This is a genomic window from Vibrio marisflavi CECT 7928 (assembly GCF_921294215.1).
In the GTDB taxonomy this organism is placed as follows: Bacteria; Pseudomonadota; Gammaproteobacteria; order Enterobacterales; family Vibrionaceae; genus Vibrio; species Vibrio marisflavi.
This window is the reverse complement of the sequence record NZ_CAKLDM010000001.1, coordinates 1201679-1223583: the sequence shown is the minus strand read 5'-3', so window position 1 is coordinate 1223583 and position 21905 is coordinate 1201679. Positions and strand designations below refer to the sequence as shown.

Here is a 21905-nt window from a genome sequence, read left to right as displayed (position 1 = left end):
GATCCATAAAAATGGTGATGTTAGTCATAACTATGTATGGTCTAGAAAAGTATTGATAATGATTGCAGATTTTATTATGAGGAATAAGTATGGCAGGCGACTACGAAAAAGCGATTAGCATTCGTCAGGCAATAGAAAGTATCCGAAGTAGTGATTTTCTATTACCTGCTATTCAGCGTAAGTTTGTTTGGAGTAGTCATCAGATTTGCGTGTTGTTTGATTCTATTATGCGCGGTTACCCGATCAACAGCTTTATGATGTGGGAAGTCAAAGAAAATCAGATCAAGAATCATTATAAGTTCTACAGTTTTATTGATAGCTATTGCCAGCGCTTTTACGAAGAGAACCCTCACTTATCGACTGATGCTTGTTTTAAAGACTTTAAAGCTGTAATTGACGGACAGCAAAGATTAACATCAATCTACATTGGTTTGTGTGGCACCTACGCCTATAAGCAGCCCAGAGTTTGGTGGCCTAGTGCACAAGATGAAACTGTGTTACCACCTCGTAAACTTTATCTAGACTTATTGAATCCGCTTCAATCCGAAGAGGAAGATTCATTGATGCACTACAACTTTAAGTTTTTAACTGAAAAGCAGTTTGCAGCTTCAAAAATGAGCAAAGAGGATAAACATCATTGGTATTGTTTACATCAGGTAATGTTACTACCGCAGGTCGATGGAGCGAACAAAGTATGGCGAGATATAGTAAAACCCTACTTAGAACAGCATGGACTGCAAGATAATGAGTTTGCAGAGGATGCTTTGTCTCAACTTTACGATGTGATCCGGTGTCAGAAAATCATCCATTACTTTAATGAAACAAGTCAGAAGATTGATCATGTTTTGGATGTGTTTATCAGGACTAATAGCGGTGGTACTAAGTTAGACTTTTCTGATTTACTTATGTCGATAGCGGTTGCCAACTGGGATGGTGATTTTCGCAAAGAAATTGACACTCTTATTAAAGAAATCCATCAGAGTGCGGATATGGGGTTCTACTTAGGCCGCGATTGGATACTTAAAACTTGTCTGATGCTTACAGGGTCTGATGTAAAGTTTAAGGTCAAGAACTTTAAATCTGAGCAGGTTGAAGCTATTCAGGCTCAATGGGAAGCAATTAAACTGTGTGTTAAAGCTACTTTTAAGGTTGTGCGCAGATCTGGAATTAACCCACAGTCTTTAACATCTAAAAATGCAATTATTCCTATTTGCTACTATCTATATACCAAGCAGGTAGAGGGCAAGCCTCTTTTCCACATCATCAACAACTTATCTAAGGTTCAGGAGCAACGTCAACTAATTAGTCAGTGGCTTTATATGGTTTTACTAAAAGGAATATTTGGTGGTCAAGCGGACATCATTCTTTCAGGAATGAGAGAGGTGTTGAAGGACAATATTGATAAACCTATTTTTCCTTTGGAGCAGATTATTGAAAAATATAAAGGCTCTAATAAAGACTTGCGTTTTGACGCTGAGTATATCGAAAACCTGCTTGATATACAGCATAGTGAAGGGCGCTGTCGAGTACTATTGCACCTTTTGTTCCCAGAAATGAATCCTACAGAGACATTTCATATCGACCATCTTCATCCTAAATCTGCATTTGAGAACAAGCAGCTTAGGGTAGCTGAATTTTTAAAAGACGATGAAGATTTATATTCGTTTTACTCAAATTCAGCCCATTGGAACAGTATTGCAAACCTGCACCTCCTTAATGATTCACAGAACATGTCTAAAGGCGCAAAACCTCTTATAGACTGGGTAGGGGCTAGTGGTGTATCAGTTAATAGGGATAGTTTATTACTGGATGAGGCAACTAGCCTAGAATTTGAAGACTTTAGAGCGTTTTATTATCAACGCAGAGAAGCTTTAAAACGGCAGCTTATGAGTCGGGTTTATATGACGGATGCTCTAGTTAGTCCAATGGCTGAGGGTGATCCTGATGAAGAAGTAGTTGAAGAAGTAGTTGTAGGGTAATGAATAGGGCTAGATTCTAGTTAGCTTTGAAGTCGTGCTGAATGTGATACTAGTCTCGCCTGTAAAGTATCTACTAAATGAATACTATGATAATTATTTTTTAAATCATAGGTATAAGTAGTCTAGTATAGTCAGCGCTATAAATATATAACCTGGTTGTTTCAACAGAAAAATCGAATATTTAAGAGCCGTTTTTGACGGCTCTTTTTTTGTCTCTAGCAAAACCGGGCAAAACTTATAACACCTAAATGATTGATGAATATACTCAACAATTGCGAATAAGTCTTGGTCGCCTAGAACCTCCACTGGGGTACTTATCTGAAAGGAAAACTCGCTCTTTGAAAACCTTTTGTCGCCAAGAGCGAGTTTTACTAAATAGATAGTTAGTTAGGATACCTTCGACGTATCAGCCGATATATTTAGTGCTAATTTTTTCCGAAGGCGGATATGGCATAGCTCAAGTATCAAGCCAAACGCCATGGCAAAATAAACGTAACCTTTGTTGACATGAATTGCGAAACCTTCAGCCATCAGCAACCCTCCTAGAAGTACTAAGAAAAGCAGCGCCAGCGTTTTGAACCCCGGATATAGACTGACTAATTCATTGATTTTTTGCGCTGTCAGCACCATAACCACTGCTGAGGCCAAAATAGCGGCAACCATGATAGGTACATCACTTGTCAATCCAATCGCAGTAATCACTGAGTCCATAGAAAACACCGCATCGACAGCCACTATCTGCAGCAATACCACTGTGAGCCCAGTGCGAACATGCGTAGACTGTGAAGTTTCAACATGCACGAGCCAAGACCACAACTCCTTGAGACTTTTTAGTATCAAGAACGCACCGCCAGCAATCATGATTAAGTCACGGCCAGTAAAACTCGTTGACATCACTTCCAATACTGGTTGTGTCAAAGACATCACCCAAGAGATGGAAAAGACTAATAGGATACGCGTTGCGACTGCCAGTGATATACCTAAGTTACGGGCCAAGCGCCTTTGATGATGGGGTAAGCGTTCACACAGTACGGATATAAACACGACATTATCAATGCCAAGTACAATTTCCAAGGCGAAAAGAGTAGCAAATATAACCCAAGTGTCGGGTTGCATGAAAAGATCTAGCATCTGATTGCCTCCTCGGGTGAAGAAGCGGGATAAGTTTTCAATCGACTATAGGGGTCGGGGTCGTCCATTTAAGTTTGTTACCTCTGTTACTTAAGGAAGTTCAGTAAATCACCCAATTGATTGATTCGCAATAGCAGAATTTGTAATAAAACGTAAGAGCTATTGGCTACTAACTACCATTAATCGCAAATGCGTGTGTAAGTTGGACAGAAACATTGGATTCTTGGCTCGACCAATTATTTCCGTCAGGAGAGGTCAATATTGTCCCGTCATCACCAGTAACAACAAATTGATCTGATGAGTAAGTGACTCCCCTTAAGTCTACCGTGGTAACTAAAGCTTGCTCTTGCCAAGTTTTGCCATCTGAAGAGGTGAATATAAGTCCTTGGCTGCCAACGGCAACAAATACGTTATTTGCGTAAGTAACTGCATGAAAGTTGGGTGCTAGACTGAAATGAGAGAAATCAATGGTTGTCCAGCTGTCAGGCTCTGCGTTGTCAGAGATAAGAATGGTTTTGTGGCCTACCGCTACAAATAAATCTCTTCCATAAGTGATATCGTTTAAATAGCGTTTTCCTGCGATAAGTTCGGGCAGGGACCAAGTGTTACCACCATCTGACGATGTCATTATCATGCCTGTGGTTAACTTCTCTCCTCCCACTACAACTAGTTTATCTTTTGCATGAGTGATACCGTTCAAGTTGTAGGCAGATGCACCGGTATTTGGGTATAACCAATCTGTGCTATCAGGAGATAGTATGGCTAACATACCTGTTTCTCCTATGACAATGAACTTATCATGAGCGTAGATTATATCGCGAGCACTTCCACCGCTTGGCCCAGCAAGAGACGACCAATTTTTGCCATTTGTGGACGTCATTGAATAGACATCATCACCAACAGCCAAATATCGATTTCCACCATAACTTATCGCGTAAAGCGTGTTTGCATACTTATTACTAAACACTCTATCCCAGCTAACACCATCAGAAGATGAAACGATGGTATAACCAACATCATAAAGTGTTGTGTTTTCTGGCCCACCGACAGCGTACAAGGCGTTATAGTCTTGGGGATCATTTTTAGGGCAACCAGATAGAAGAAATGCAAATGCCATGATAGTGATTGGCTTTAACATTATTTTCTGGTTTGCTTTGAGCTCTCTAATTCGTAAAGTCATAAATTCATCAACCCAAAAAATACAATATAAACAAAAGGATACTGCTCTGCTGCAACCCAGTGCAATATTGGAATGTTTAATATTTGAATTGCTGCGAAATACAAAGCAAAAAGTGTCGATTGTGGGTATCAAAGTGATTCTAATCATGAGGTTATAAGAATTCCCATGAGTGTTTGGACCGAAACAGAAAAGGACTAGCGCCCGGCGCATTGTGCCGTTATCGTATCTCAACCTGTTACGATTTAGCGATACACACTTTATTTCTCCCTGTTCTTTTTGCTTCATAGAGTGCTTTGTCCGCATTTTTAATCGCGGTTTCTATTGCACGGGAACCGGATTTTACTTGAGCTAAACCTAGGCTTACCGTCATTGTTGTTGATACGTCAGAACTTAAATTTAAAGGTGAGGAGGCTACACCTTTTCGAAATGATTCAAGCTTCACCTTCGCGGCTTCTAAGTCGGTTTCTGTCAGCAAGATTAAAAACTCTTCACCGCCAAAGCGACACAGTAAGTTAGGCTCCCCAAACTCCTCATTTAGCTTCCCAACCAGCTCAACGAGAGCAGTGTCGCCACATTCATGCCCAAATGAGTCATTAATTTTCTTGAAAAAATCTATATCAAGGATGGCCAGTGCCATCTGATTTTCCTTTGCTTGGCTTATGATTTTTTTGTATGCCAGTTCATAAAACCCACGACGATTATATAATCCCGTTAGTGAGTCCTTGTTTGCGATTACTTTAAGTTTTTGTTCCTTTTCAACCTGCAAAGTGGCATCGCGCTCCACAGCTGCAAAATAAGAGACTTCACCCCATTCATCCATCAGTGGAAATATATTCATATCTAACCAGTAAGGTACGCCAGATTTGGTATAGTTTAAGATTCGTTCTCGAGTGGTTGTTTTCTCACTTAAGGCCTTACGAACTCGTTTTTTAACTTCACAGCTAGTGTCTGGCCCTTGAAGTATTCTGGGCGTTTTTCCGATAACCTCACTTGCTGTATACCCAGTTAAGTCACAAAAAGCATTGTTTACGTAAACAATTTTCGGGCCGTCTGATTCAATTGGGCTGGCTTCGGTTACCACTATCACGTCATTTGCGTGTGCAACGATGTCTTCAAAGGAAATTTTGGTTTTTTGGCTGGTGATGTCTAAAAAGCTAACAACAATCTGTTCAATATTTCCTTGCGAGTTAAACTGAGGAAAAGCGTTACACAAAACCCAAGTGACGCTGTCGGATGTACTGTCACATATACCAATTTCTAGGTTTTCTATCTCTTTTTGTTTCGCGAGTACGCGGTTAACTGGGTAATCTTGGTGAGACAGAAGCTTATAGTTGCTGTCAATGAATCGCCACTCAGGATCGAGTGCACTTTTTCCTAAAACTTGCTCTTCAGTTAAGCGCAGTATGTCTAGCGCGCTCGGGTTAGCGTATAGAATTTTCGTCGATACATCGTGTACGACAACGCCTTCTTTCAGAGACTTTATCAGTTTGGTCAAATCAATGTTATCTGGGTTCATACCTGAAAGTCCCTGCAATCCTTTGTCATCCTCTACTTGGAATTATGTTCGCAATATTTCAATTTCGCCAATGAGTTCATTCCCGTATGGGGAGCAGTTTTGATTTTTCCGACTCTTCCATTCAATCGATGGCTTTAAGCTGAAAACATCCTGAAAAAGGCACTCGAGTGTAGTCACAATTTTAGCTTTTCGTGAGGCTCTCTAGTTTTGCCGTGGATGATTGCACAGGCTCTCTTGAGTAACAAATTGGGTGAAAATACGCTCAATGAAAGTCAATAAATAGTGATTTAGCAACTTGATAAAACACTACATATAGTGCTTAACTGTATTTAATATTTCTATATATGGTGCTTATGTGTTCTTGGATGCGTTCGTGGGCACTGTGAACACATCTATAAATATAGGTAGGATGAAAATGGAAAAACTAAACCTAGAAGTAGATAAGCGCAGAGAGAGTCAAGTTGTCCCAATACAAGATACATCTATCGAGATCTGGGACAGCAAATATCGCCTAAAAACCAAAGATGGCGCCCCCATTGATCGTTCAATTGAAGATACTTACAAGCGCGTAGCTAAGGTGCTTGCGCAGTGCGAAAAAGACAGCGAAAAATGGTATCAAAAGTTTCTTTGGGCGCTTCGCAACGGGGCGATCCCTGCGGGAAGGATTCTTTCGAATGCAGGTGCATTTGAACATAAACCAGCAACCTCAACCATCAATTGCACAGTATCAGGCAGTATCACAGATTCAATGGATGATATTTTAAATAAGGTTCATGAAGCGGGGCTGACGCTGAAAGCTGGCTGTGGTATCGGTTACGATTTCACCACTCTTCGTCCTCGCGGTGCGTTTGTCGCAGGAGCCGGCGCTCACACTTCTGGCCCACTGTCGTTTATGGATATCTATGACAAAATGTGCTTCACAGTATCTTCGGCAGGAGGTCGGCGAGGCGCTCAAATGGGCACGATGGATGTTAGGCACCCTGATGTTATCGAGTTTATTCGGGCGAAAAGAGAGAACGGACGCCTACGTCAATTCAACCTGTCATTGCTAATTACGGAAGATTTTGTTCAAGCAGTAAAAAACGACAAACCTTGGCAGCTTATCTTTCCTTATTCCGAAAAGGAAATCGAGCTGGACCAAATTGATCTACAAAGCTCGGAAAAGATCGTGTGGGCAGAGTGGCCAATGAAGGAAGGGTATACATGCAATGAGGCTGGTTTAGTTGCGTGTCGCGTATATAAAACTCTTTCGGCACGCAAACTTTGGAATGTCATCATGACATCTACCTACGATTACGCAGAGCCCGGCTTTATTCTTATCGATAGAGTGAATGAGATGAACAATAACTGGTTCTGTGAACATATTCGTGCCACGAACCCATGTGGAGAGCAGCCCCTTCCTCCATATGGAGCCTGTCTGTTAGGCTCGATTAACCTTACCACGTTTATTAAAAAACCGTTTTCCGATGCCGCGAGTTTCGATTGGGATAGGTTTCGCAATGTCGCATCGATTTTCACTCGCATGTTAGACAATGTCATAGAAATTAACCGGCTGCCACTTCAGCAACAGCGAGATGAATTAGAGAACAAGCGCCGCCATGGTATGGGCTTTCTGGGTTTAGGCTCATCAATAACCATGATGGGAATGCGCTATGGCAGCCCCGCATCAGTCGCGTTTACCGAGCAGGTGTCTAAAGAACTGGCATTGGCTGGTTGGAAAGCTGGGGTTCAGTTAGCGAAAGAAAAAGGCTCAGCACCCGTGCTGGAACAATCCTTTGAAATCACTAAAGAGCTAATGTGCCTTCGACCAGAGATGGCTGATAACGGAATTAAAGTGGGTGATAAAGTGCAAGGTAAAGTGCTTCATGCTCGCTATAGCCGATACATGCAGCAATTGGCGATAGAAGATCCGGAACTCGTTAATCAAATGGCAAAATATGGTTGTCGATTTACTCACCATTCTTCTATTGCACCAACAGGTACTATTGCTCTTTCTATTGCCAACAATGCGAGCAATGGAGTAGAGCCTAGCTTTGCTCATCATTACACGCGCAATGTGGTGATAGAGGGCAAAAAAAGCAAAGCTAATATTGATGTCTATTCCTATGAGTTGTTGGCGTATCGCGCTCTAGTCAATCAAGATGCACATTCAAATTCTGAAGGGGAGAATGGATTACCGGATTACTTCATATCTGCAGACGACGTGACTCCACAACAACATATCGATATCCAAGCTGCCGCGCAGAGATGGATTGATTCTTCCATTTCTAAAACCGCAAACATTCCCACGGATTTTCCGTACGAAGACTTTAAAGATATTTATATGTATGCGTATGAAAATGGGCTTAAGGGGTGCACTACCTTCCGCTTTAACCCTGAAGCATTCCAAGGGGTGTTAGTTAAAGAGCAAGATCTCGCAAACACGACCTATCAGTTCGTCTTGGAGGACGGGACGACATTCGAAGCGAAAGGAAATGAAGAGATCGAGTATGACGGTGAAATTCATTCTGCCGCCAATTTATACGATGCACTTAAAGAAGGCTATTACGGCAAATTCTAACAATGGATGACTCAAATTATGGTTCGTAAAATAGAAAGCAAAATAACCTCATACTGCATAAAAGACAGTAAAGAAGCTGTTCAGCCAAAGCAACCAGACGAACACTTGGAACGTAAGGTTGTTCAAATGCACGAAACAGTGCAACGTCCCGAGCACTTAGCGGGCACTACCTACAAGTTAAAAACACCCGATCATATTTCCGAACACTCACTATTCATTACTATCAACGATATTGTGCTCAATGAAGGCACACCTCATGAAATTCGACGTCCATTCGAGATATTCATCAATTCCAAGAGTGTCGAACATTATCAATGGATCGTTGCACTCACACGAATTATGTCTGCGGTGTTTCGTAAAGGAGGGGACATCACTTTTTTAGTAGAAGAGCTTCACTCTGTCTTCGATCCGCAAGGAGGGTATTGGAACAAAGGAAAGTATGTTCCTTCGTTAATTGCTGAAATCGGCAATATTATTGAGCAGCACCTAAAACATATTGGTTTGTTGCAACAAGAAAGTGAACTTGGAAACGGTCAGGTTGAGGAGAAAAGCACAGCGAGTGAATCCGCTCCCCAATTAAATGACGCCGATAGCGCCGACGATCACTTTCCAGTTAACGCGGCTTTGTGCAAAAAGTGCCTGTCTCGATCGTTAGTACAAAAAGATGGCTGTATGACTTGTTTAAACTGTGGCGATTCGAAGTGCGGTTAGTGGGTTGAAAGGCATTCTCAGCGAAAACTTTGGCTGCTGGGCTTATAAAACTAAGGTAACTACTTTATTTGTTTGTGCAAACTATCAGTAGCCCTTGGACAAAACCATCAGAAATAGAAGGACGAGCTCAGAGAATGAACTCGTCTAAAATATCAGCATATTACTGTTAGCAATATAGATATAGGAAATTGGATTGTGCTGTACAAAGTCACCACCAATTGATTAATTTTTTGCCAAATCAAAGCTCAAGGTTTGTCAATTAGATTTAATTGAGAAAATTAGTATCTCATATTTGCAACAATCCGAACAAATAATAATCTAAATGATAATGTAGTTATTTAGGTTGTTTCTTGTACGCAGAGTGCTATTTAAGCATTATATCAAGAGTACCAAGATTGAACATTGCTAGAAGATTCAATGGAAAATATGTGGAACTCAAGCTGTTTGACAGTAATGATCTATCATAAATATATGAAAAATAATGTTTTAAGTATTTTAACTTATGAATGTTTATTCAGTTTTGTTATTTTCACTTCTATCAATAGTGAGGCTGGGGTTTAAAAAATTAGCGAAGCTAACCTCATGTGAAATATATTTACTTTGATAAATTTCTTTTTTTAACTATCTAAGTTTGGTTATAACCATAATTGTTGAGTATATAGTAAGTATTGAAATTTCTTTTCTTTGATATATTATTATTAGAAAAAATAAACTGATAAAAATATCAGTATTGAAAATAATAAAAATAACATCATGGCTAGGGAAAGGTAACTTTCCGTTCCTGTCTAGTTTTAAAGTGACTACGCAACAAGCGGGTCCAATCACGTTCACTTTTTATATGCATATATCGGTTCAATGGCTGATATAAGCGATTTTGTATATACGAACAATAAGTCAAAGCGGAGAGATACAATGGCAAAAGAAGGCAGTGTGGCGCCAAAAGAACGTATTAATATAAAGTACGTTCCGCGCACCGGCGATGTTCAATCTGAAATAGAGTTACCCCTAAAAACGTTACTCATTGGTGACTTTAAAGGTGGTAGTGAAGAAACTCCATTAGAAGATCGTAAGGTTGTCTCTATTGACAAAAATAACTTTGAATCTGTCATGAAAGAAAGCGATTTAGCCATTAAAACATCGGTTAAAAATAGGCTTTCAAATGACGGTTCTGATTTGCCTGTCGATATATCAATCAAATCTATAAATGATTTCTCACCTGATTCGATAGCTAAGCAAGTTCCTGAATTAAATAAACTTATTGAGCTCAGAGAAGCTCTAATGGCACTCAAAGGACCCCTTGGAAATATACCAGCATTCCGCTCTAAGCTTCAGGAATTAATGGACTCTGAGGAATCAAGAAATCAATTACTTAGTGAATTAAAGCTAAGTGAAGAGTCTGATAAATAATAAGATTTTTATTTAATTTTCATTTTCAGGAATTGATATATGGCTGTGCAACAGGCAGAAAACAACACAATTGAAGGTAACGTAAGTTTACTTGATGAAATTATGGCAAACACTAGGATGCAACCTAGTGATGAAGGATATGATATTGCCAAAAAAGGCGTAACTGCATTTATCGAAAATTTACTTGGTAATCAATCGGGTATTGAGCAAGTAGATCGCTCTCTAGTCGATCAAATGTTAGTTGAATTAGATAATAAGATCAGTGCTCAAATGGATGAGATTCTTCACAGCAAAGAAGTGCAAGAAATGGAATCTTCTTGGCGTGGCGTAAAAATGCTGATCGACCGTACTGACTTCAAAGAAAACAACAAAGTAGAGCTACTTCACGTCACCAAAGAAGAGTTGTTAGATGACTTTGAGTTTGCTACTGAAACATCTCAGTCAGGTTTGTACAAGCATGTCTATTCAGCTGGATATGGTCAGTTTGGTGGAGAACCAATTGGCGCCATCATCGCCAATTATGCGTTTACTCCTTCAAGCCCTGACATGAAGCTACTTCAATACGCAAGTGCAGTAGGAGCGATGTCTCACGCCCCTTTTATCTCTGGTGTTGCTCCCGAGTTTTTTGGTATTGAGTCTTTTGAGCAGTTACCAAATATCAAGGACATGAAATCCATTTTCGAAAGCCCTCGCTATATTAAATGGCGTCAGCTTCGTGAATCCGATGACTCACGCTACCTTGGTCTAACCGCCCCTCGCTTTCTATTGCGTACACCTTACGATCCAATGGAAAACCCTATTAAAACATTTAATTACCGTGAAGATGTCACCGAGTCTCACGAGCATTATTTGTGGGGTAACACCGCATTCGCACTTGCTTCTCGCTTAACGGATAGTTTTGCTAAATATCGTTGGTGTCCAAATATTATTGGGCCTCAAAGTGGTGGTACCGTTGAAGATCTCCCCGTTCACTTGTATGAATCAATGGGTGAGCTGCAAGCGAAAATCCCAACAGAAGTACTGATTACAGATCGCAAGGAATTCGAGTTAGCAGAAGAAGGGTTTATTGCCCTAACTATGCGTAAGGGCAGTGACAATGCTGCATTTTTCTCTGCAAACTCAGTTCAAGCGCCAAAAATTTTCCCCAACACAAAAGAAGGCCGCGAAGCGGAGACCAATTTTAAATTGGGAACACAGCTTCCTTACATGATGATTATCAATCGCTTAGCTCACTACATTAAAGTGCTGCAACGCGAGCAAATCGGCTCTTGGAAAGAGCGCCAAGATCTGCAACGTGAACTCAATGCTTGGATCAAACAGTTCGTTGCCGATCAAGAAAACCCACCAGCGGATGTGCGTAGCCTACGACCACTTCGTGCAGCAAGTATTGAAGTGCTTGATGTAGAAGGCGATCCGGGTTGGTATCAAGTGGCAATGTCAGTTCGTCCTCACTTTAAATATATGGGTGCAAACTTTGAGTTATCTCTGGTTGGTCGTCTCGATCAATCTAGCTCAGATTAAGCATGGCTTATATAGAATTAGAGGAGAGTGTCTATGGTGTCAGCCTATTCGAGTCGCTCGAGGCTGACAGTGCGTCTCGATCTATTATCAAAGGGCCTGAACCACAACGTGTCGTAGAGTCAATAAAGCGCAATATTTCACAGCTGCTAAATACTCGCATTGGAGAGTCACTCAGTGCCCCAGATCTTGGCCTGATTGACTTCAACGATGCGACGTTGGGCTGCCACGACCTTGCGCTACAAATAAAACTCGCGATTCAACAGTGTTTAGAGCGCTATGAGCCTAGGTTGAACAACATAGACATTCAATATACGCCAGATGATGAGAGTCCACTCAATCTGCGTTTTCAAATTACTGCTAGCGTCAATGCTAAAGCAATACACAATTCTGTAAAGATAGATTTGTTGTTAGACAATAGCCGTAAATACCGAGTAATTTGATGTGTCACAAGAGACTTATTTTCGTGAAGAGCTGGCCTTTTTAAAAGAACAAGGTGCCGCTTTTACCGAAGTGCATCCGCAATTGTCGCGCTTTCTAAAAAGTAGAACAACAGACCCTGATGTCGAAAGACTGCTAGAAGGGTTCGCGTTTCTTACTTCTCGGTTGCGACAGAAAGTGGAAGATGATTTCCCAGAGCTTACGCATTCGATTATTAACATGCTTTGGCCGAACTACCTTCGGCCAGTACCGAGTCTGAGTATTGTTCAATTTTATCCAACAACGAACGTGCTGAGCTCAAGGCAGAGAATTGAAGCGAACTGCGCTGTTGACAGCGTCAAAGTTATGGATACGACTTGCCACTTCAGAACTTGTCGCGGATTCAATATTTATCCAATCGAACAAGTCGGAGTGCAGACAAGCCACAGTCGAGAATCGAGCATTATTGATGTGCAGCTGCAAGTTTTGGGCGAGCAAGATCTTGCGAGTATTGATTTGCGAGATTTGCAGTTCTATTTGGGTGGCGATACCCACAGTGCACAAATGTTATATCTATGGCTTAACCATTATTTAGCTCGTATTGACCTGATCAGTGGTGATAAGGCAGTTGCGATTCCAGCAAAGCACTTTCAGATCTCTGGTTTTGAAAGTGGTGATGCGATCATGCCGTACCCGAAGAATGTCCATGAAGGCTATCGGATTTTGCAAGAGTACCTCACGTTTCCCCAAGCATTTTTATTTTGTGGAATAGACGACTTAAGTCGTCATATTTCTCCAGAAATGGGAAGAGATTTTACCTTGCGGTTTGTGTTTGAAAAAACGATACCAAGTGACGTGAGAGTGCGACCAGAGAGCTTTTCTCTATTTTGTACGCCAGTAGTGAACCTGTTTTCCCATGGTGTAGAGCCTATAGATTTAACAGGTAAACGCTCTGAATACAGAATTGTGCCATCCAGCAGCAAACCTAAAAACTATGAAGTGTTTAGTATCGACAAAGTGCAAGGTTGGAAAGAAGCCCATGCTGGAAGAATTCGTGGTGAAAAACGAGTTTATACCGCGTTTGAAAGCTTTCAACATGACATGGCTCGTCAACAAGGCCAACAAGCCCTTTATTACCGAACGCGAGTAAAAGACAGTGCTCGAGGAGATGGTTTTGACCACTTTATTTCGTTTATCCGAGATGATGAAGATACGAGCATTGGTTTAAGTGAAGCTGTTTCCATACAAGCGACTTGTACGAATCGACAGCTACCAGTAGAGCTTGGTGTCGGTGATATTTGTAAGGCGACCGATAGCTCGCCGACATTTGCAGAGTTTTCCAATATAACGGTACCGACACAGCCACTACGACCTAGTTTAGATGGATCGTTGCTTTGGACACTAATTTCCAACCTATCACTCAATTACCTTTCATTGCTTTCTAAAAGTGCATTGTGCTTTGTTTTGCGGGCGTACGACTTTAGAGCGCTGGTGGACAAACAGGCTGAGCGAATCGCCAAGAACCGCTTTGATGGCATTGTGAGTATCGATTCAAAACCGAAAGAGCGTCTAATAAAAGGGCTGCCAGTTAGAGGGTTAGAGTCGACATTGGTATTGGATCCGAAAGCATTTGGTTCGGAAGGTGATCTGTATTTATTTGGCACAGTACTCAGTCGATTTTTTGCTTTATACGCAAGCATAAATTCATTCCATGAGTTAGTGGTGATAAATAGCGAAAATCAGGAAAGATACTCATGGGGAATCCAGACGGGTCAGCAGCCCTTGATCTAGCAGAACTTAGTGAGTCAATAGCGTTAGTTGAAAGCCCAAACAAGCTTATTGCTCAGAATACCATGTTAGAGGCATCTCAACATCTGCAAGCCGATATTAGGAAATACGATTTTTACCAGCTGGTTGAGTTATTACACCGTTTAGTTGAAGACGATACAGAAAGTGATGAATGGCAAGCACAATGCCGATTGATTTTCAGTGCGAATCCAAGCCTTGGCTTTGCACCAAGTGATATTTCCCAGTTACATGTGGATGAAACTGGGCGCTGCAAGCTAGAAACAACGTTTCTAGGCCTAAATGGTGCTCAGTCGCCATTGCCTGGTTTTTTGCTTGAACAGATAGCATCGGAAAGTGAATTAGGCCTAAGGCGTTCATTTCTCGATTTCTTCAACAATCGGTTGTTATCGCTAGTGCATAAGCTTTGGCGCAAATATCGCTACTACGTACGTTATCAACCTGATGCAACGGATAGCTTTTCGGCTCAAGTCTTTTCTTTGGTCGGCATGGCCGATCAAGATTTGCTAGCCAAAAGTTCACTGAATAAAAGCAAGATGCTTTCCTATGCAGGGATATTGGCTGGCCGAAGTCGCTCTCCGCAGGTTGTAGCAGGTGTTATAGCTCACTATTTCGATTTAGAACAAGTGTCTATTCGACAGTGGGAGCCCCGAAGCGTGAGGGTAGCACCAGAGCAAAGGTTTCAGCTTGGCGTTAAAAACTGCGAAATCGGAGAAAACGTCACTTTAGGCTCTCAAGTACAAGACTGCATGGGCAAATTTGTCGTTGAAATAAAGAACTTATCTTACCAACGTTTTAACGACTTTTTACCATCAGGGAAAGAGTATGAACCCTTTTGTAAATTGGTTGAATTTGTCTTGCGTGAGCAATTGGCATTTGACCTTGAACTCGAGCTCAAAGAAGAAGCCTCGACTCAACGATCAATCGGCGATTCTCATGTCTCCCTCGGTTGGTCCACTTTTTTAGGTGAGCCCAAAGGTAAACGCAAAGTTCAGATTCAGGTGAATCTGTAAAGGAAGTCAATATGATTGGTCTAGGTACACTAAAACTAACAATCACAAATACCCAAAGATTACTCCCGGGTAATGCAGTTAATAAAACCTTTGATACAAAAGGTGGAACTATCGGATCTGATCCTTCTAGTTACTGGTACATAAAAGATCAGCATGGACAGATTCAAGGTACACATTGCCATATATCTATTGTCGATAACCACTACTGCATTACAGATACCAGCAACAATACATTTGTTAACCATGCTTCTTTTCCAATTGGCTGGAATAAGCGAGCCAAATTGAATGAGAACGATACGATAAACATTGGACCATTTGAGATCCGAGTATCTATGGTTGATGAGGCGAAAGAAGCAATGTCGGGCATCGAAAATGTTTTTATTGAAGATGATGAATTTGATTTCGATGACAAAGCATTGTCGTTTTCAGCCAAAGCTGAAGATGCTGATATCGATGATCCTATTTCAGCACTGAATGCTATCCGTGAAGAACAGCCAACTCTAAGCGGTACGAACACGTCACCTGATCAAATGGCTAACAGTGATCAATGTTTGGTAGATAACTATCAGAATCATACTCTTCAATCCACTATGAGACGAACGAACACTATAGAGGCTGATACTCAGTTCAATTCCTCGTCTGCCATGACGATGAGTCCGATCTCACGTCAGGCTCAATCTTCACAAAGCTACGCAACACAAGCATCAACCGACCGCAGTACAGGCAATTCCATGGACAATACACTCGACTTACTTGAACAAGAAATGAAGAGTCACTACTCCGAAACAGCAGAGAAACCAGGTGTGTCAAACAACAGCCATATGGTGACAGGGCCACTGCTTCGAGGACTAGGAGCAGACACCGCTAATTCGGCTGATATGAATGAAATGCATTGTCTATCTGAAGAAATGGGTGCATCGCTAAAGTCGGCGATCAAAGGTTTGCTCAACTTGCACCAGCACGGTTCGATGAGCCGATACGGCGTGATGAATAAAAGCTTACAACCCATTGAAGATAATCCGCTTCGTTTAGGTATGAACTACGAAGAAACCGTCAAAATGCTGTTTGATGCTGAGCCTAGTCCTGTACACCTTTCAGCACCAGAAGCCATTGAAGAAAGCTTACAGCAAGTCGTTCAGCATGATGAAGCCGTTCAAAGCGCAATCTCTACAGCGTTGGCCCAAATCCTTGATGCGTTCTCTCCGGAAACCTTGATGCGTCGCTTTAACAGATACCGTCGTTCTGGGAACGCGGGTAACGAATCTCCGGAAGCTTGGGCTTGGAACATGTACCAAAACTACTATCAAGAACTGACGTCTAATCGCCAAAATGGGTTCGAGAAACTGTTCTGGGAAATTTTTGAGCAAGCGTATGACACTGATTTAAGACAGAAGCAGGAAAGCTAACGTGAAAATGAAATATATCCTGCGCTCGATACTGTTGATTAGTACGTTGTCTATGTTGGGCTGTAGCTCGATATTTGGTTCTGACGAACCTCAGCCACAGCCTAACCCAGAAAACCTACCATCCAGCACTTTTACGTTAAGCATGGTGACAACTGGTGATATCAATCAGAACAGTCAAGGACAGGCGTCTCCAGTAGAGCTAAGAGTGTTCGAACTGCAAGACGACTCAATGTTCATGTCTGCATCTTATGACCAGCTGACAAACAACTACAAAAAAGCACTGAAAAGCAATTTCGTCAAAGACTATGACTACGTCATGTTGCCGGGGCATTTTAAGTTTGTTGAAGCGTTAACACTAAATAGCGCAACACGTTACATCGGTGTGATGGCTTTTTATTCCGATCCAGAACACAGCGAGTGGAAAAAAGTGGTCAAGGTTAAAACATACGGTAATGACTATCACATATTGGTTTACCTCAATAACAACAACGTCAAATTAGAGAGGGTTCAATAGTTATGACTGCCCGAAATCGTATTGTGTGGAGTGAAGGTTTATTCATTAAACCTCAACACTTCCAACAACAACAACGTTACCTTGAACATGTCATCGACGAGCGGGTGAAATCTGCTGGTCATTTCCTCTATGGCACCACAGAGCTGTCACTTAACTTGGAATACTTAAGCTTTGGCCGAATAGCCATAGAAAGAGCGAAAGGTGTAATGCCAGATGGCTCAGTGTTTAATATTCCACAAAATGACGTATTGCCAGAACCGCTGGATATTGTCGATAGCTCTTTGGTGAATCAAATTGTCTATCTCGCTATTCCGCTCAACAGCGATTCCATCATTGAGGTGAATTGGGGGGATTCTGAAGTAATAAATCGCTACAAAGCCATTCGGTATGAAGCGAAGGATGTTCACTCTAAGCAGGGTGATAGCTGCATGATTGATGTAAGTCCAGCGCAGCTTAAGCTAATGCTGGAAAAAGAAGATCGCAGTGCCTACGCCTATGTCGCGATTGCTCGTATTTTGGAAAAGCGCCCGGACGGCAGTGTTGTATTGGACGAAAATTTTATCCCTTGTCATCTTAATACTGTTGCTGTGCCGCACTTACATCGGTTTATTGGAGAAGTGGCCGGTTTAATGGGAGAGCGCGCCCGCAGTATTGCACAACGTATCGATTCACCGAACCAAAGTGGTGTTGCTGATGTTGCTGCAAACACTGAACAAAACTCAGCCGCGTTTAAAGCATATGGCGAACCTAAGGGGACTGCACCCCGAGGATCTATACAGTGAACTGGTCTCTATCTGTGGTGAATTAGCAACGTTTACTGATGAAAGCCGGGTTGCCCAAGATTTTGCAATCTACGATCACGATTACCCTCACCACTGCTTTATTCCGGTAATGAACGCCTTGCGTCAATCTCTAAGCATTGTATTGGAGGCAAAAGCGCTCGCGATCCAACTTCATAAGCGCAAATATGGCCTAACGGTAGCACCAATTCAGGATACACAGCTGCTTCAAGACGGAGAGTTTATTTTAGCCGTTCGCGCCCGTATCCCTCTTGATGAATTGCGTAAACTGTTTGTCCAACAAACTAAAATTGCTTCGGTCGAAAAAATTCGCGATTTGATTTCGTTGCAACTACCGGGAATTCCGTTGACTGCATTGCCTGTTGCTCCGCGCCAGCTGCCTTACCACGCAGGGTACATTTATTTTCAATTAGACAAATCAAGTCAAGCTTGGCAAATGGTGGCGAATGCCAGTGGTTTTGCATTCCATATCGCCGGGGACTTCCCTGATCTTGACCTGCAATTCTGGGCGATTAGGAGTTAATAACCATGACCAATTTAGTTGAAAACATGACGGGTGGACAACTCGCCCAATATGACTCATTACTGTTTGATAACGTTGAAAATATCAACAAAGACCAAGACTATTGGTTTCAGCTTCGTGGTAACAACATCAACATATTTATTGATGCCGCGACACCACTACTGGGTGCGACGCTTAGAATTCGCCAACTTGGTGAGTGCGAGAATGTGGCCGATCTTTACTACCAAGCGGTAGAAGAGATAAAAGCGATTGAAATAGAGCTGACAGAGGCTCGTCATCAAAGAGCAGAGATATTGGCCTATCGATACATTTTGTGCTCGTTTATTGATGAGGCAGTAATGAGCACTTCTTGGGGCGCGAATAGTATGTGGGCTGAGTGCTCGCTGTTGACACGTTTTCACAACGAGACTTGGGGGGGAGAAAAAGTCTATTCAATTTTGTCTCGCCTAGAGTCGGAGCCTAATAAATTCAAAGATCTATTAGCGTTTATCTACTTGTGCATGAACTTAGGTTTTGAGGGTAGATATAAGGTCATGACCAATGGTCGTGAGGAATTTGAAAATGTATTGGCTGGGTTACACGACACCTTACAAAAGGTGAATGAGTTTGAACCAGAAGCGCTGAGTGATCCTTATGCCAATGTTTCAAAGACGCCTCATCGCATGTCAAAGCAACTCTCGCCTTTCACCGTATTTTCGGGTTTTGCCGTCACGTTAGCGATTGTTTTTTCTTGTTTCTTTGTTGCACTGCACAGCAAGTCCGCCGATGTTTTGCAACAGCTCAACCAGCTACTTTAAATGGGTAAGATTGTGATAAGAATTGAATTACCAGTATTAATCAGCAAATTAAATTCTCAAACCAAACTGGCCCTTGAGCAAGCTGCAGCACTATGTGTGAGCCGTGAAAACAGTGAAGTTACATTTGAACATTTATTGTATTCGTTGTTAGAAAACCCGCTATCAGATGTGCGGCAAGTTATCAAACAATCCGCTTTAGACTGCGATCAAATCAGGCAACAGTGCGGTGCAGATATGCCGAGCGAAAAAGGCTCGGATACCTATCCGGTCTTTTCGCCACTGCTTGTCGAACTTTTACAAGATGCTTGGATGCTTGCTTCTACAGAGTTTAACGACACAGAAGTGCGCTCTGGGCTTATTTTTCTAGCAGCTTTGCTCCGCAGCGAACGCTATATGAAATACGGTTTGATAAAGGCGTTTGAGTCGATTAACCGTGAAACACTGCGTCGTCACTTTAATCGTTACGTTACTGATTCAGCGGAAACACCTGTCGTTGAAACCAGCCAAAATATCGCAAATCGCAATAGTACAAATATTAACGCGAACAGCAGCTTAGAAAAGTATTGTACCAATTTCACTGACCAAGCGCGTCGCGGCGAGCTCGATCCAGTGCTATGCCGAGATGATGAAATCAGTTTGATGGTCGATATCTTGTGCCGTCGCCGAAAAAATAACCCAATTGTTGTTGGTGACGCTGGCGTAGGTAAGAGTGCTGTAGTTGAAGGCTTAGCATTACGTATCGTGGAAGGCAGTGTGCCTGACTCACTTAAATCGGTTGAGCTTTGGTCGTTGGATCTAGGCTTGATGCAAGCGGGGGCCTCGGTAAAAGGTGAGTTTGAAAAGCGTTTGAAGTCAATTCTTGAAGAAGTTAAGCACTCGCCAGTACCCATCATTTTGTTCATCGATGAAGCACACACACTGATTGGGGCTGGGAACCAAGAAGGAGGCGGTGACGCTGCGAACTTGCTTAAGCCAGCTCTTGCTCGTGGTGAACTGTGCACTGTGGCGGCGACGACTTGGAAAGAATACAAAAAATACTTTGAAAAAGATCCAGCATTAACACGCCGCTTCCAGTTAGTGAAACTGGAAGAGCCGACGACCGAGCAGGCGGTGGATATTATGCGCGGCCTGCATGGCGTGTATGAAAAAGCGCACAACGTGCTGATTGGCGACGATGCATTGAAAGCGGCGGCGGAACTGTCTGCTCGCTACGTTTCTGGTCGACAATTGCCAGACAAAGCCATTGATGTACTTGATACCGCTTGTGCTCGAATTGCTATTAACTTAACTGCGCCGCCTCGCCGAATTGCCGAGTTAGAAAGCCAAGGCCGTCAACGTAAACTTGAAGTAGATTTGCTAAAACGTAAGCAGCTGCTTGGTCAAGATTGCGATCTAGAAAGGTTGCAACACTTGGAGCAACAAGAAGAAAAAGATCAGTCGGAAAAAACGCAGCTCAATGATGCATGGCAACAGCAGAAAAGTTTGGTCAATCAAATAATTGAGCTTCGCCAAGCGCTCCTAAAGAGTGTTGGTGATGAGGAGGATATTGACGCTATATCTCTTCGTGAGCAGCTACAATCGCTTTATCAAGAACTAGAGCAAATCCCACATCAAGAATTGCTCATTTATCCTGAAGTTGATGCTAAGCAAATCGCTAATGTCATCGCGGATTGGACGGGTGTTCCAGTCGACCAGATGAATACGGATGAGCTAAGCAAGCTTATAGAGCTACCAGCAATTTTATCTAAATCCATTAAAGGTCAGGATGTCGCTATTGAGAGAATCCACCGTAACTTACTTACTGCTCGCGCCGATCTTCGCCGTGCTGGTCGACCTAAAGGTGCGTTTCTGCTGGCTGGTCCAAGTGGTGTAGGTAAAACAGAAACAGTTGTTCAGTTGGCTGAGGAGCTTTATGGTGGCAAGCAGTTCTTAACGACAATCAATATGTCGGAATACCAAGAAAAGCATACAGTTTCTCGCTTGATTGGCTCTCCTCCCGGCTATGTTGGCTTTGGAGAAGGGGGCATATTGACAGAATCAATTCGCAAAATGCCTTACTCCATTGTGTTGCTCGATGAAGTTGAAAAAGCGCACCCTGAAGTACTGAACTTATTTTATCAAGCCTTTGATAAAGGAGAGCTAGCCGATGGGGAAGGGCGTTTAATAGATTGCCAAAATATCCTCTTTTTCCTGACCTCAAATTTGGGATATCAAACCATTGTCGATTGTGCTGATCATCCTGAGCAGTTAGAAGAGAGACTTTACCCAGAGCTTGCTGCGTTCTTTAAACCGGCACTGTTAGCGCGTATGGAAGTGATTCCATACCTACCTCTAAATCCAGAGGTACTTGAACGAATTGTGGTTGCCAAATTGAACAAGCTGCAAACGCTGATGGAATCACGCTACAAAGCGCAGGTGGTGATTGAAGACTCACTGGTTGAAGAAATTCTAGTTCGCGCAACTCGCTCAGAAAATGGTGCCAGAATGTTAGAAGCGATCATTGATGGTCAGGTGCTACCACCTGTTTCTATGAGCCTGCTGGATAAGCTCGCCAACCATGAAACTGTCTCACGGATTCGAATTAGCACCCAAAAAGGGCAGTTTATCGGAGAAGTGGAGTAACT

Annotated in this window: 15 protein-coding genes and 1 pseudogene; 13 read left to right on the top strand and 3 right to left on the bottom strand. The window is 42.3% G+C overall.

Annotated elements, in window-relative coordinates; translation table 11 throughout:
• Positions 1-89 precede the first annotated feature (89 nt).
• Positions 90-1979: a DUF262 domain-containing protein gene (locus tag L7A31_RS05455; RefSeq protein WP_237360483.1), complete on the top strand. Its 1890-nt coding sequence runs from the start codon at positions 90-92 to the stop codon at positions 1977-1979.
• Between the two features lie 387 nt (positions 1980-2366).
• Here L7A31_RS05455 and L7A31_RS05450 read toward each other — a convergent pair whose 3' ends face one another.
• The 3 genes from L7A31_RS05450 to L7A31_RS05440 all read right to left on the bottom strand — a co-directional run bounded on the left by L7A31_RS05450 (position 2367) and on the right by L7A31_RS05440 (position 5806).
• Positions 2367-3110 carry a TerC family protein gene (locus L7A31_RS05450; RefSeq protein WP_237360482.1) on the bottom strand — a complete coding sequence of 248 codons (744 nt, stop codon included), beginning with the start codon at positions 3108-3110 and terminating at the stop codon, positions 2367-2369.
• A gap of 169 nt (positions 3111-3279) precedes the next feature.
• Entirely contained in the window at positions 3280-4290 is a 1011-nt protein-coding gene (locus L7A31_RS05445) for a sialidase family protein (RefSeq protein WP_237360481.1), read from the bottom strand.
• A gap of 235 nt (positions 4291-4525) precedes the next feature.
• The gene (locus tag L7A31_RS05440; protein ID WP_237360480.1) at positions 4526-5806 is read right to left on the bottom strand and encodes a diguanylate cyclase; all 1281 of its coding nucleotides are present in this window, start codon (positions 5804-5806) and stop codon (positions 4526-4528) included.
• Positions 5807-6221: 415 nt separating this feature from the next.
• On the opposite strand from L7A31_RS05440, the gene L7A31_RS05435 reads away from it, so the two are divergent.
• The 12 genes and pseudogenes from L7A31_RS05435 (at position 6222) to tssH (ending at position 21903) form a co-directional block, all read left to right on the top strand.
• Positions 6222-8366 (top strand): adenosylcobalamin-dependent ribonucleoside-diphosphate reductase, encoded by a 2145-nt coding sequence (locus tag L7A31_RS05435; protein ID WP_237360479.1) that lies wholly within the window; start codon positions 6222-6224, stop codon positions 8364-8366.
• A gap of 18 nt (positions 8367-8384) precedes the next feature.
• Positions 8385-9077, top strand: coding sequence for a TSCPD domain-containing protein (locus L7A31_RS05430; protein WP_237360478.1), 693 nt, complete (start codon positions 8385-8387; stop codon positions 9075-9077).
• A 912-nt stretch (positions 9078-9989) separates the two neighbouring features.
• On the top strand, positions 9990-10484 hold the full coding sequence (gene tssB / locus L7A31_RS05425; protein ID WP_237360477.1) for a type VI secretion system contractile sheath small subunit: 495 nt from the start codon (positions 9990-9992) through the stop codon (positions 10482-10484).
• Positions 10485-10523: 39 nt separating this feature from the next.
• Complete coding sequence (gene tssC, locus L7A31_RS05420; RefSeq protein WP_237360476.1) at positions 10524-12005, top strand: type VI secretion system contractile sheath large subunit; 1482 nt, start codon at positions 10524-10526, stop codon at positions 12003-12005.
• A 2-nt stretch (positions 12006-12007) separates the two neighbouring features.
• Positions 12008-12445 carry a type VI secretion system baseplate subunit TssE gene (gene tssE, locus L7A31_RS05415; RefSeq protein ID WP_237360475.1) on the top strand — a complete coding sequence of 146 codons (438 nt, stop codon included), beginning with the start codon at positions 12008-12010 and terminating at the stop codon, positions 12443-12445.
• Between the two features lies 1 nt (position 12446).
• Positions 12447-14213, top strand: a complete 1767-nt coding sequence (tssF, locus tag L7A31_RS05410) for a type VI secretion system baseplate subunit TssF (protein ID WP_237360474.1) — start codon at positions 12447-12449, stop codon at positions 14211-14213.
• Positions 14177-15241, top strand: a complete 1065-nt coding sequence (tssG, locus tag L7A31_RS05405) for a type VI secretion system baseplate subunit TssG (protein WP_435532876.1) — start codon at positions 14177-14179, stop codon at positions 15239-15241. Before tssF ends, tssG begins: the two co-directional genes overlap by 37 nt.
• An 11-nt stretch (positions 15242-15252) precedes the next feature.
• Positions 15253-16647 (top strand): type VI secretion system-associated FHA domain protein TagH, encoded by a 1395-nt coding sequence (tagH, locus tag L7A31_RS05400; RefSeq protein ID WP_237360473.1) that lies wholly within the window; start codon positions 15253-15255, stop codon positions 16645-16647.
• Between the two features lie 7 nt (positions 16648-16654).
• The gene (gene tssJ / locus L7A31_RS05395) at positions 16655-17161 is read left to right on the top strand and encodes a type VI secretion system lipoprotein TssJ (RefSeq protein ID WP_237360757.1); all 507 of its coding nucleotides are present in this window, start codon (positions 16655-16657) and stop codon (positions 17159-17161) included.
• Between the two features lie 2 nt (positions 17162-17163).
• Positions 17164-18484: pseudogene (tssK, locus tag L7A31_RS05390) on the top strand (type VI secretion system baseplate subunit TssK).
• Between the two features lie 26 nt (positions 18485-18510).
• On the top strand, positions 18511-19281 hold the full coding sequence (icmH, locus tag L7A31_RS05385) for a type IVB secretion system protein IcmH/DotU (RefSeq protein ID WP_237360756.1): 771 nt from the start codon (positions 18511-18513) through the stop codon (positions 19279-19281).
• Positions 19282-19293: 12 nt separating this feature from the next.
• Positions 19294-21903 (top strand): type VI secretion system ATPase TssH, encoded by a 2610-nt coding sequence (gene tssH / locus L7A31_RS05380; RefSeq protein ID WP_237360472.1) that lies wholly within the window; start codon positions 19294-19296, stop codon positions 21901-21903.
• The last annotated feature ends 2 nt before the right edge of the window (positions 21904-21905 follow it).

Excerpts from the sequence above, each read along its gene's own strand:
- L7A31_RS05455 (WP_237360483.1), top strand. The coding sequence starts at position 90 with ATGGCAGGCGACTACGAAAAAGCGATTAGCATTCGTCAGGCAATAGAA.
- L7A31_RS05450 (WP_237360482.1), bottom strand. The coding sequence starts at position 3,110 with ATGCTAGATCTTTTCATGCAACCCGACACTTGGGTTATATTTGCTACT.
- L7A31_RS05445 (WP_237360481.1), bottom strand. The coding sequence starts at position 4,290 with ATGACTTTACGAATTAGAGAGCTCAAAGCAAACCAGAAAATAATGTTA.
- L7A31_RS05440 (WP_237360480.1), bottom strand. The coding sequence starts at position 5,806 with ATGAACCCAGATAACATTGATTTGACCAAACTGATAAAGTCTCTGAAA.
- L7A31_RS05435 (WP_237360479.1), top strand. The coding sequence starts at position 6,222 with ATGGAAAAACTAAACCTAGAAGTAGATAAGCGCAGAGAGAGTCAAGTT.
- L7A31_RS05430 (WP_237360478.1), top strand. The coding sequence starts at position 8,385 with ATGGTTCGTAAAATAGAAAGCAAAATAACCTCATACTGCATAAAAGAC.
- tssB (WP_237360477.1), top strand. The coding sequence starts at position 9,990 with ATGGCAAAAGAAGGCAGTGTGGCGCCAAAAGAACGTATTAATATAAAG.
- tssC (WP_237360476.1), top strand. The coding sequence starts at position 10,524 with ATGGCTGTGCAACAGGCAGAAAACAACACAATTGAAGGTAACGTAAGT.
- tssE (WP_237360475.1), top strand. The coding sequence starts at position 12,008 with ATGGCTTATATAGAATTAGAGGAGAGTGTCTATGGTGTCAGCCTATTC.
- tssG (WP_435532876.1), top strand. The coding sequence starts at position 14,177 with ATGGGGAATCCAGACGGGTCAGCAGCCCTTGATCTAGCAGAACTTAGT.
- tagH (WP_237360473.1), top strand. The coding sequence starts at position 15,253 with ATGATTGGTCTAGGTACACTAAAACTAACAATCACAAATACCCAAAGA.
- tssJ (WP_237360757.1), top strand. The coding sequence starts at position 16,655 with ATGAAATATATCCTGCGCTCGATACTGTTGATTAGTACGTTGTCTATG.
- icmH (WP_237360756.1), top strand. The coding sequence starts at position 18,511 with ATGACGGGTGGACAACTCGCCCAATATGACTCATTACTGTTTGATAAC.